At 71.2% G+C, this 11232-nt stretch carries 11 protein-coding genes and 1 tRNA gene; 4 read left to right on the top strand and 8 right to left on the bottom strand.

Translation table 11 applies throughout. The annotated features are described in order from the left end of the window. Nucleotides 1-69: 69 nt before the first annotated feature. Nucleotides 70-759 carry a hypothetical protein gene (locus ACWEV0_RS12950; protein ID WP_453149077.1) on the bottom strand — a complete coding sequence of 230 codons (690 nt, stop codon included), beginning with the start codon at nucleotides 757-759 and terminating at the stop codon, nucleotides 70-72. A gap of 47 nt (nucleotides 760-806) precedes the next feature. Between ACWEV0_RS12950 and ACWEV0_RS12945 the strand changes: the two genes are divergently transcribed. Continuing rightward, a complete protein-coding gene (locus tag ACWEV0_RS12945) occupies nucleotides 807-995 on the top strand; it encodes a DUF5703 family protein (protein ID WP_451606497.1) in 189 nt (62 codons plus the stop codon). Between the two features lie 69 nt (nucleotides 996-1064). Here the strand turns inward: ACWEV0_RS12945 and ACWEV0_RS12940 are convergent, their stop codons facing one another. From ACWEV0_RS12940 to ACWEV0_RS12930, 3 genes are all read right to left on the bottom strand, one after another. Then, the gene (locus tag ACWEV0_RS12940; RefSeq protein ID WP_453149075.1) at nucleotides 1065-1901 is read right to left on the bottom strand and encodes a chaplin; all 837 of its coding nucleotides are present in this window, start codon (nucleotides 1899-1901) and stop codon (nucleotides 1065-1067) included. 130 nt (nucleotides 1902-2031) lie between these two features. Further along, the gene (chpH, locus tag ACWEV0_RS12935; protein ID WP_451606495.1) at nucleotides 2032-2268 is read right to left on the bottom strand and encodes a chaplin ChpH; all 237 of its coding nucleotides are present in this window, start codon (nucleotides 2266-2268) and stop codon (nucleotides 2032-2034) included. Nucleotides 2269-2406: 138 nt separating this feature from the next. Then, complete coding sequence (locus ACWEV0_RS12930; protein WP_453149073.1) at nucleotides 2407-3732, bottom strand: M20/M25/M40 family metallo-hydrolase; 1326 nt, start codon at nucleotides 3730-3732, stop codon at nucleotides 2407-2409. Nucleotides 3733-3940: 208 nt separating this feature from the next. Here ACWEV0_RS12930 and ACWEV0_RS12925 point away from each other — a divergent pair. Together ACWEV0_RS12925 and ACWEV0_RS12920 are read left to right on the top strand one after the other, a co-directional pair. Beyond that, nucleotides 3941-4028 (top strand) — tRNA-Leu (locus ACWEV0_RS12925). A gap of 55 nt (nucleotides 4029-4083) precedes the next feature. Then, nucleotides 4084-5010, top strand: coding sequence for an RluA family pseudouridine synthase (locus ACWEV0_RS12920; RefSeq protein ID WP_453149071.1), 927 nt, complete (start codon nucleotides 4084-4086; stop codon nucleotides 5008-5010). Here the strand turns inward: ACWEV0_RS12920 and ACWEV0_RS12915 are convergent. Then, a complete protein-coding gene (locus ACWEV0_RS12915; RefSeq protein WP_453149070.1) occupies nucleotides 4994-5623 on the bottom strand; it encodes an MBL fold metallo-hydrolase in 630 nt (209 codons plus the stop codon). The two genes, ACWEV0_RS12920 and ACWEV0_RS12915, sit on opposite strands and share 17 nt — an antisense overlap. Further along, nucleotides 5623-6708: an S-(hydroxymethyl)mycothiol dehydrogenase gene (locus tag ACWEV0_RS12910; protein ID WP_453149068.1), complete on the bottom strand. Its 1086-nt coding sequence runs from the start codon at nucleotides 6706-6708 to the stop codon at nucleotides 5623-5625. Before ACWEV0_RS12910 ends, ACWEV0_RS12915 begins: the two co-directional genes overlap by 1 nt. 148 nt (nucleotides 6709-6856) lie before the next feature. Between ACWEV0_RS12910 and phsA the strand changes: the two genes are divergently transcribed. Then, complete coding sequence (phsA, locus tag ACWEV0_RS12905; RefSeq protein ID WP_453149066.1) at nucleotides 6857-8740, top strand: O-aminophenol oxidase PhsA; 1884 nt, start codon at nucleotides 6857-6859, stop codon at nucleotides 8738-8740. Nucleotides 8741-8845: 105 nt separating this feature from the next. Here the strand turns inward: phsA and ACWEV0_RS12900 are convergent, their stop codons facing one another. Beyond that, nucleotides 8846-10318, bottom strand: a complete 1473-nt coding sequence (locus tag ACWEV0_RS12900) for an amino acid permease (protein ID WP_453149064.1) — start codon at nucleotides 10316-10318, stop codon at nucleotides 8846-8848. A gap of 202 nt (nucleotides 10319-10520) precedes the next feature. Further along, entirely contained in the window at nucleotides 10521-11225 is a 705-nt protein-coding gene (locus ACWEV0_RS12895; protein ID WP_453149062.1) for a FadR/GntR family transcriptional regulator, read from the bottom strand. Nucleotides 11226-11232: the final 7 nt, after the last annotated feature.

The raw sequence follows: 11232 nt of genomic DNA, 5'->3' as shown, positions 1-11232 counted from the left end.
GCCCTGCCCGCACGGGCAGGGCCCCTCCGTCGTCCAGGCGATCGTCCAGGCGATCATGCAGGCGGTCGTTCAGGCGCCCGCCGGCTCCCCGACCAGCTCGTCGCCCTCCTCTTCCTCTTCGTCTTCGTCTTCGTCTTCGTCTTCGTCTTCGCTGTCCTCGACGCCGTCCTCCTCGTCGAAGACGGCGCTGACGTCGAAGCGGCAGACGATCCGTTCCGGATCGACGTGGTCGAAGGGATCGTTCAGCCACTCCCCCGGTTCCTGCAGTTCCTCGGCCGCCTCGACCCAGAGCGTGGAGTCGCCCTCCTCCAGGCCGAAGTCCTTGTGCCGGGAGGCGATCTCGTCCGGTTCGTACTCGCCGAAGAGGACGCCGAGCGCCGCGTGGGTGGTGGCCGGCTCGTCCTCCCGGTCGAGGTCGGTGACCCGCCGGGCCTGGGCGATGAGCCGCTGCGGCTCCACCACGGCGTAGTCCCGCCGGATCAGCACGCTGAGCGCGTGCGGCTCCTCGGGTCCCGCGTAGGGCGGCAGGGAGTCGTTGACGTCGGGGATCTCGAAGGGGGTGACCTCGTCGTGCCGGGCGTAGAGGAGTTCGTCGTACGCGTCCGCCGCCGCGGCGAGCTCGTTGAACGCCTCGTAGACGGCCGGGTCGTCCTCCCCGGTGCGGCGTTCGACCGCAGCGAGGTGACGGTCCAGTGCGGTTTTGACCGCCTCGGCGGCGGCGCGTACCTCGGCAGCGGTGGGCTGCGCAGCATCAGACATAGGAGAGACGCTATCCGTACCGGGCCCTTGGCCGCACAATAGATGCGATGCCGGAATACGAATTTGTCGACGTGTACGTGCCGCGCGGCGTCTCCCGCAAGGAGGCCACGCGGCTCCTGACCGACCATGCCGAGTACGGACACTGGGAGTTGGACCGCCTGAGCCTGCGCCGGGACGGGAGCCGCAAGGTGCGGCTGAGGCGGCGCATCATCCGTCAGATCCGCGCCACCTGGTGACATGAGGAAGGGGCCCCGCGCTGCGGGGCCCCTTCGGTTTCCGTGCCACTACGGGCTGCCGGGTACGGGCTACGCGCCGCGGCGGGCCCGGCGGTAGATCACGGAGCCGGCGAGCAGCATGCCCGCGCCGACGGGGACGGCCAGGCCGAGCGTCCCGGCACCGGTGTGCGCGAGCTCCCCGCCGGGTCGGCCCTGCGTGACCGTGTGCGTACCGGGCGTGTTCGGCCCGTGAGACTGACCGGGAGTGCCAGGGGTGCCGGGGTGGCCCGGGTGCTGGCCGCCCTGGTCGCCGGGCGTGTCCGGGGTCCCGGGCGTGCCGGGAGGAGTCCCCGGGGTCCCGGGCGTGCTGGGCGGCGTGCCCGGCGTACCGGGCGGAGTTCCCGGCGGCGTGCCGGGCGGAGTCCCGGGGGGCGTCGGCTGGTCGCCGTAGCCACCGGGGCTGTCGTCGCCGTAGCCACCGGGGCCGCTGCCGTTGCCGCAGTCGTTTCCGTAGGCGGCGTTGCCGAGCCCGACGCCGTTGACGCTGTTCCCGCAGACGTTCACGGGCGCGTCGATCGGCACCTGCACGGTGTTGCCGGACGCGACGCCCGGGGAGTGGGAGGCGTGGCCGTCGGCGGAGGAGCCGGAGCCGCCGCCGTAGCCCCCGCCCGAACCGCTCTTGTTGGCGCACGAGTTGCCGTACGCCGGATTGAGGAGCGCGACACCGTTGACGGTGTTGCCGCAGATGTTGACCGGTGCGTGGACCGGGACCTGGACGGTGTTGCCGGAGGCGACGCCCGGCGAGTCGGCAGCCGTGCCGCTCGCGCCCGCGCTCGCGTGGGCGTAGCCGCCGCCGAGGGCGATCATGCCGCCCGCCGCGGCGACGGTGATGATGCTCTTGCGGGTGATGCGTGTGACCTGTCGCATTGCTGTAGACCTGCTTCCCTGCCTGCTCCGGGCCCGGTCGGCCCGCGAGAAATGACCACCGGCCCCGGAGTGCATGGCACGCACTCCGGGGCCGGCCTTGGCTCAGCCCCTCAGGGGTCGAGGCACAACGTCAGTCAGCGTTGATGCAGGTGTTGCCGAAGGTGGGGTTCAGCAGCCCGATGATGGAGACCGTGTTGCCGCACACGTTGACCGGAACGTGCACCGGCACCTGGACCACGTTGCCCGAGAGGACACCGGGGGAACCGATGGCCGCACCCTGGGCACCCGCGTCGGCAACGGCCATGCCCGCACCCGCGAGAACGAGACCGCCGGTGGCAGCCGCAGCAGCGACGACCTTCTTGATCATTATTCCTCCTTGTTGGCAAATGCGGCCCCAGCCGCGGACCGCATCACCTGTAACGAGGGGGAACTCATGGGGCTACGAGGGCCTTTGGGCATTCACTCTTTCCGGTAAGCCCTGCACGGGTGGTCGATTTTCCGATCGTCAGCTCGCGTCGATGAACCGGTCGAGGACCCGGACGCCGAACTTCAGGCCGTCGACCGGCACCCGCTCGTCGACGCCGTGGAACATGCCGGCGAAGTCGAGCTCCGGCGGCAGCTGGAGCGGCGCGAAGCCGAAGCAGCGGATGCCGAGGTCGTCGAAGGACTTGGCGTCGGTGCCGCCGGACAGCATGTACGGCACGGCGCGGGCGATCGGGTCCTCGGCGCGCAGGGCGAGCTGCATCGCGTCGACCAGGTCGCCGTCGAAGCTGGTCTCCAGGGCCTTGTCGCCGTGCACGTCCTCGCGCTTGACGCGCGGGCCGAGGATGCGGTCGAGGTCGGCCAGGAACTCGTCCTCGTAACCGGGCAGGAAGCGGCCGTCGACGTGCGCGGTGGCCTGGCCGGGGATGACGTTCACCTTGTAGCCGGCGCCGAGCATGGTGGGGGCGGCGGAGTTGCGCAGGGTGGCGCCGATCATCTTGGCGATGCCGCCGAGCTTGGCGAGCGTGGCCTCCATGTCCTCGGGGTCGAGGGGCGTGCCGAGCGCGTCCGACAGCTCGTCCAGGAAGCTGCGCACGGTCTTGGTCACCCGCACCGGCCACTGGTGCCGGCCGAGGCGGCCCACGGCCTCGCACAGCTCGGTGATGGCGTTGTCGTTGTTGGTCATCGATCCGTGGCCCGCCGTGCCCTCGACGGTGAGCCGCATCCAGTGCATGCCCTTCTGCGCGGTCTCGACCAGGTAGAGCCGCAGGTTCTCGTTGACGGTGAAGGAGAAGCCGCCGACCTCGCCGATCGCCTCCGTCACGCCGTCGAAGAGGTCGCGGTGCTTGTCGACCAGGTGGCGGGCGCCGTAGGTGCCGCCGGCCTCCTCGTCGGCCAGGAAGGCGAGCACGATGTCGCGCGGCGGCTTGCGGCCGCTGCGCAGCCGGTCGCGGACGACCGCGAGGGTCATCGCGTCCATGTCCTTCATGTCGACGGCGCCGCGGCCCCACACGCACCCGTCGGCGACCTCGCCGGAGAAGGGGTGGTGGGTCCAGTCCTCGGCGTTGGCCGGGACGACGTCGGTGTGGCCGTGGATGAGCAGGGCGGGCCGCGACGGGTCCTCCCCCTCGATCCGGGCGACGGTGGACGCCCGCCCCTTGTGCGACTCGATGATCTTCGGGTCGAGGCCGACCTCGGCGAGCTTCTCGGCGACGTACTCGGCGGCCGCCCGCTCGCCCGGCCCGGAGTGGTCGCCGTAGTTGCTCGTGTCGATACGGATCAGGTCCCGGCACAGGTCGACGACCTCGTCCTCGCCCGTCACGCCCCGGCCGGTGTTCGACTCGCTCACGCTGCTTCCTTCCGCTACGTGCCCCATGTGCTGGCTGGTGATCTCCCCCATCCTCCCGCGTGCCCCCTCGGGACCCAAGAGCGGCCGTCGGCCGACATGCGCCCGTCACACGGCCGGGACCCGGAGGGGGTGGTGATCGGCCACCCCGGATGTTTGCTATGGTTTTCCTCGTCGGAAGGGCCGAGCGGCCCGGAAGACAAGATCACCTGTCCGGGTGGCGGAATGGCAGACGCGCTAGCTTGAGGTGCTAGTGCCCTTTATCGGGCGTGGGGGTTCAAGTCCCCCCTCGGACACCAGCGAAGGACCCCACATCATGTGGGGTCCTTCTTGTTAGGTACGGCGGTAGGACCGGTGCGACGCAGATCCAAGGCCCCTTCCTCGCCCCTCCCCCAGCGGGACGGGATCGATCCGGTGCGGGTGCGGCTTCCGGATGATCCGGAGGGGGTCTGGGGGACCGTACGGGACCATCTCCTCGACCGGTACGCGGGGGCGATCGGGCCCGGGCGGGTCGAGGAGATGCTGCGGGACGGGCGTTTCGTGGGCACGGACGGCCCCGTGACCGGCGACGAGCCGTACGCCGCGGGCCGGTTCCTCTGGTTCCACCGGGACTTTCCGGCGGAGACGCCGGTGCCGTTCGGGATCGGCGTCGTGTACCGGGACGAGCGGATCGTGGTGGCGGACAAGCCGCACTTCCTTGCGACGATGCCGCGCGGGCGGCATGTGACGGAGACCGCGATGGCGCGGCTGCGGCGGGATCTCGGGCTGCCGGCGCTGCAGCCCGCGCACCGGCTGGACCGGCTGACGGCGGGCCTCGTGCTCTTCGTCGTACGGCCGGAGGACCGGGGGGCGTATCAGACGCTGTTCCGGGACCGGCTCGTGCACAAGGCGTACGAGGCGGTGGCTCCGTACGATCCGGCGGTGGAGCTGCCCGTGACGGTGCGCAGCCGCATCGAGAAGGAGCCCGGCGTGATGGCCGCTCTGGAGGTGCCGGGCGAGCCGAACGCCGAGAGCCGGATCGAGCTCCTCACTCACGCCGGGGGCCTGGCCCGGTACCGGCTGGTGCCGGTGACCGGGCGGACCCATCAGCTGCGGGTGCACATGAACGCGCTCGGGCTGCCGATCCTGCACGATCCGGTCTATCCGGTGGTGCGCGAGGACGGGCCGGAGGACTTCGGGCGGCCGCTGCAGCTGCTCGCGCGGTCGCTGGTCTTCACCGACCCGTTCACGGGTGAGCCGAGGCGCTTCATGAGCAGGCGCCCGCTCAGTGGCCTCGCTTGATCCACTCTTCGAGGTGCGGGGCCTCCGCTCCGATCGTGGTGCTGTCGCCGTGGCCGGTGCGGACCACCGTCTCGTACGGCAGCGTGAGCAGCTTCGTGCGGATCGAGTCGACGATCGTCGGGAAGTCCGAGAAGGACCGGCCCGTGGCGCCCGGGCCGCCCTGGAAGAGGGTGTCGCCGGTGAAGACGGTGCCCAGGTCGGGGGCGTACAGGCAGACCGCGCCCGGGGCGTGACCCGGAGTGTGCAGGACGCGCAGGTCGGTGCCCGCGATGGTGAGGACCTGGCCGTCGGCGAGGTCGCCGTCGGGGGTGTGGTCGGGGTGGGTGAGCTTCCACAGCGGCTGGTCGGCGGGGTGGAGCAGGATCCGGGCGCCGGTGGCGGCGGCGAGGGCCGGGGCCGCGTCGATGTGGTCGTCGTGGGCGTGGGTGCAGACGATGGCGCGCAGGGCGCGGCCGTCGAGCGCGGTCAGGATGGCGTCGGCGTCGTGGGCGGCGTCGATGACGACGGCCTCGGTGTCGTCGCCGACGATCCAGACGTTGTTGTCGACGTCCCAGGTGCCGCCGTCGAGGCTGAAGGTGCCGGAGGTGACCAGGTGGTCGATGCGGGCGCCCATCAGAGGATCACCACCGAGCGGAGCACGTCGCCCTCGTGCATGCGGGCGAAGGCCTTCTCGACGTCGCCGAGGCCGATGGTCTCGGTGACGAAGGCGCCGAGGTCGATGCGGCCCTGCTGGTGCAGGTCGACGAGCATCGGGAAGTCGCGGGACGGCAGGCAGTCGCCGTACCAGGAGGACTTGAGCGCGCCGCCGCGGCCGAAGACGTCGAGGAGCGGGAGTTCGAGCTTCATCTCGGGGGTGGGGACGCCGACGAGGACGACGGTGCCGGCGAGGTCGCGGGCGTAGAACGCCTGGCGGTAGGTCTCGGGGCGGCCGACGGCCTCGATGACGACGTCGGCGCCGAAGCCGCCGGTGAGTTCGCGGATGGCCTCGACCGGGTCGGTGGTGCGGGAGTTGACGGTGTGGGTGGCGCCCATCTCCTTCGCCTTGGCCAGCTTCCGGTCGTCGATGTCGACGGCGATGATCCGGGCGGCTCCGGCGAGGCGGGAGCCGACGACGGCCGCGTCGCCGACGCCGCCGCAGCCGATGACGGCGACGGTGTCGCCGCGGCCGACGCCGCCGGTGTTGATGGCGGCGCCGATGCCGGCCATCACGCCGCAGCCGAGGAGGCCCGCGACCTCGGGGGCGACGGCGGGGTCGACCTTGGTGCACTGGCCGGCGTGGACGAGGGTCTTCTCGGCGAAGGCGCCGATGCCGAGGGCCGGCGACAGCTCCGTGCCGTCGAGCAGGGTCATCCTCTGCTTGGCGTTGTGGGTGTCGAAGCAGTACTGGGGACGCCCGCGCAGACAGGCCCGGCACTGGCCGCACACCGCACGCCAGTTGAGGATCACGAAGTCGCCGGGGGCGACGTCGGTGACGCCCGCGCCGACCGACTCGACGATGCCGGCGGCCTCGTGGCCGAGCAGGAAGGGGAAGTCGTCGTTGATCCCGCCCTGCTTGTAGTGGAGGTCGGTGTGGCAGACCCCGCACGCCTGGATCTTCACCACGGCCTCGCCAGGTCCCGGATCGGGGATCACGATCGTCTCGACCCGGACCGGCTCGTTCCTGCCGGGGGCGACGACCCCCTGGACCTGCTGCGCCATCGTGGCTTCCTTCCGACGAAACGGCAACCCGCGTTACGGATGTGACGATTACGGCCAGGTTACGCGCAGACCGGAACCCGTGCCGCTGCGTTCGATGTCTCTCCCGGTACAGGCATGTACAGGCATGACACAGCCTCAGGGGGAACACATGACCAGTGAACTCGAGCCGTACGCGGACGCGTTACGCGTGCCGCCGGTGCTCCGTCCGGGGGACGGCGAGGAGGTCGGGATCGCGCTGCGGCCGACCTGGGTGCGGATGCACCGTCAGCTGCCGCCGACGCTGATGTGGGGGTACGAGGGCAGCGTGCCCGGGCCGACGATCGAGGTGCGGCGGGGGCAGCGGATCCGGGTGGCGTGGACCAACCGGATCCCGAAGGGCAGCGAGTACCCGGTCACCGCGGTCGAGGTGCCGCGCACCGACGGGCAGCCCGATCCGCACAACCGGCCGGGCCGGGAGGGCGCGGAGCCGATCCGCGAGGTGGCGGCGCTGCCGGCCTGGACGGTGACGCATCTGCACGGGGCGCAGACCGGCGGCGGCAACGACGGCTGGACCGACAACGGGGTCGGCTTCGGCGACGCGCAGCTGTCCGAGTACCCGAACGAGCACCAGGCGGTGCAGTGGTGGTACCACGACCACGCCATGAACATCACCCGCTGGAACGTCTACGCGGGTCTGGTCGGCACCTATCTCGTCCGTGACGAGGAGGAGGACGCGCTCGGTCTGCCGTCCGGGGAACGGGAGCTGCCGCTGATCCTGGCGGACCGGAACCTGGACACCGACGAGGACGGGCAGCTCAACGGACGGCTGCTGCACAAGACGACCCGGCTGGTGGCGGCCCACCCGGAGACCGGCAAGCCGGTGGCGCTGCCGTTCTTCGGCCCGTACACGACGGTCAACGGCACGATCTGGCCGTACCTGGAGGTCCAGGACGGCTGGTACCGCTTCCGTCTGGTGAACGCGTCCAACGCCCGGACGTACGACCTGGTGCTCGTCGACGAGGACGACCGGCCGGTGTCCGGCGTGGTGCACCAGATCGGCAGCGACGGCGGTCTGCTGCCGCGCCCGGCCACGTTCGACTTCGCGGAGGGGCCGCAGGGGGCGGGCGACGTCGCGACGCTGACGATCTCGCCGGCCGAGCGCTTCGACCTGCTGATCGACTTCCGGGGGCTCGCGGGGCGCACCCTGCGTCTGGTGAACAAGGCTCCGGGCCGGGAGCCGGGCGTCGCGGACGCGGCGCTGAACGTGCCGTATCCGCAGGTCATGGAGTTCCGGGTGGGCGCGTGCGCGGAGCCCGACGGCTTCGAGCTGCCGGCGCTGCTCTCCGGGTCCTTCCGGCGCTACGACCACGCGAGGATCGAGCACGGGCACCGGCTCGTGGTGCTGACGCCGCCGACCACGGTCGGGGGCGGCGGGCACCCGGAGATCTGGGAGATGGAGGAGGTCCCGGAGCACGAGCAGCCCGCGGTGCGGGTGCCGACGAACGGGGTGATCCAGGTCCAGGCGGCGGACGGCAAGGTGCGCATGTACCGGCGGACCGCCCGGACGTTCAACGACGGGCTCGGCTTCACCATCGGCGAGGGCTCGTACGAGCAGTGGTCGTTCCTCAACCTGGGGCCGGCTCCGGTGCTGCACCCGATGCACATCCATCTGGCGGACTTCCAGGTGATGGCGCGGGAGGCGTACGTGGCGGACGGCTTCGACGCGACGGTCGGCGGGACGCTGGCGCCGGTGCGCTGCGACACGGAGCAGCCGGTGCCGGTGCCGCCGAACGAGCAGGGCTGGAAGGACGTGTTCCGGGTGCCGGGCGGGCAGCTGGTGCGGGTGATGGGCCGGTTCGACGGGTCGTACGGCCGGTTCATGTACCACTGCCACCTCCTCGAGCACGAGGACATGGGCATGATGCGGCCGTTCGTCGTGATGCCGCCGGAGGTGCTGCCGCTGGGCCACGGGCACGCGGGCGGTCATGACGGCGGCCACGGTGGCGGTCAGGGTCCGGGCCACGGCGACGGTCACGGGCACGGCGGTCGCTGACCCCGCCCCGTAGGACAAGAGGTGAGGCCCCCGCGAGCGCGTCGCTCGCGGGGGCCTCGTTCTTCCCGTGGGGGGAAGCCGTGGGGGCCGGGGCCGGCCGGAGGGTCAGTCCTGGCTGGCGGCCGCGGTGGCGCGGACCCGGCCGCGGACCAGGTACCAGCCGCCGACCAGGGCCGCGGCGATGAGCGGCAGGCAGTTGACCGTGGTGCGGCCGACGCCGCCGTCCATCCACATCAGGACCAGGACCGCGCCGAGGAAGACCAGGGTCACGATCTGCGTGTACGGGGCCCAGGGCAGCTGGTAGGTGGGGCGGACGAGCTTGCCCTCGTTGGCGCGGCGCACGAAGAGCAGCGAGCAGATCATGATCATCGCCCAGGTGCCGATGATGCCGATGGAGGCGAAGTTGAGGACGAGCTCGAACGCCTCGCCCGGCATCACGAAGTTGAGGACGACACCGGCGACGCCGAAGCCCGCGGTGAGCAGGATGCCGCCGTACGGGACGCCGCCCTTGTTCATCACGCCGGTGAACTTGGGCGCGGAGCCGCTCAGCGACATCGAGCGCAGGATGCGGCCGGTGGAGTAGAGGCCCGAGTTCAGGCTGGAGAGCGCGGCGGTGAGGACGACGAGGTTCATCACGCCGGCGGCGCCGGGGATGCCGAGCTTGTCGAAGACGGTGACGAAGGGGCTCTGGTCGCCGGTGTACGCGGTGTACGGGAGGATCAGCGCGAGCAGCACGACCGAGCCGACGTAGAACAGGCCGACGCGCCACATGATCGAGTTGATCGCCTTCGGCATGATCTTCTCGGGGTTCTCGGTCTCACCGGCGGCGACGCCGCACAGCTCGACGGAGGCGTAGGCGAAGACGACGCCCTGGATCAGGAGCAGCATCGGCATGACGCCGTTGGGGAAGATGCCGCCGTTCTCGGTGATGTTGTGCAGGCCCGGGGTGTGGCCGCCGACGTCGTGCGAGGTCACGACCAGGACGATGCCGACGATCATGAAGGCGACGAGCGCGGCGACCTTGACGATCGCGAACCAGAACTCCATCTCGCCGAAGTACTTCACCGAGATGAGGTTGGCGGTGAGCACGATGGCGAGGGCGATCAGCGCGAGCACCCACTGCGGGATGCTGCTGAACATCGACCAGAAGTGGGCGTAGGTGGCGGCCGCCGTGATGTCGGCGACGGCGGTGGTCGACCAGTTGAGGAAGTACAGCCAGCCGGCCGTGTAGGCGCCCTTCTCGCCCATGAACTCACGGGCGTACGAGACGAAGGCGCCGGAGGAGGGGCGGTAGAGCACGAGCTCGCCCAGGGCCCGGACGACGAAGAAGGCGAACAGACCGCAGACCGCGTACGCGATGAAGAGCGACGGTCCGGCGCTGTGCATGCGGCCGCCGGCGCCCAGGAAGAGACCGGTGCCGATGGCGCCGCCGATGGCGATCATGTTGATGTGCCGGGACTTGAGGTCCTTGCGGTATCCGGCGTCGCCGGCGTCGACGTGGGAGGACGTCGAGGGAGCCGCCGCGCCGGCCGCCGGGGTGGCGGACAGCGGGTCGGCCGCAGTGATGCGGTCACTCATGGAGTTGTTCGCCTTCGTGAGGGGGGAGGGTCTGTGCGGTACCCGGCCGTGCCCTCGCGCGTCCCTTGTGGGGGGTCCGGCACGGCCAGCGCACATCCTCACGGCTACGGGCGGTTGCTGACTGTGACGGATATCACTGAACGCCCGTATTTGAGCTACTTCAGAGGTTACGCAGCGGTATATCGCGCGTGTACGCCGTATGTCACGGCGCGAGGACGTCCAGCTCCTTGAGCGCGCCGACCGCGATCTGGCGGGTCAGCTCCTCGGCGCGGGCCGCGTCCTTCTCCCGTACGGCCTCGGCGACCTGGACGTGCAGCGTGACGGCGGCCGGGTCCGGGTCCTCGAACATCACCTGGTGCCGGGTGCGGCCGGTGAGCACCTCGGCGACCACGTCGCCGAGCCGGGCGAACATCTCGTTGCCCGAGGCGTTGAGGATGACCCGGTGGAAGGCGATGTCGTGCACGAGGTACGCCTCCAGGCGCCGGCCGCGCGAGGTGGCGACCATGCCGAGGGCCTGCTCGGTGAGTTCGCGGCACTGCTCGGGGTCGGCGTTCAGCGCGGCGAGACCGGCGGCGACGGGCTCGATCGCGGAACGCAGGACGGTGAGCGAGCGCAGCTGACGCGGGCGGTCGGCGCCGGCCAGCCGCCAGCGGATGACCTGGGGGTCGTACACGTTCCACCGCTCGGTCGGCAGCACGATCACGCCGACCCGGCGCCGGGACTCGACCAGGTGCATGGACTCCAGGACCCGCACGACCTCGCGCACCACGGTCCGTGACACGTCGAAGCGCTCGGCGAGCTCGTCGGAGCGGAGCACGGTGCCGGGCGGGAACTCCCCCGCGGTGATGGCCAGGCCCAGGGAGGTCAGCACGTGCGGATGGAGCCCCTGAGCGGCCGGTGTCGTCATGTCCGCA

The organism is Streptomyces sp. NPDC003943, from assembly GCF_053605265.1.
This window is presented reverse-complemented; position numbering and strand designations above follow the sequence as displayed.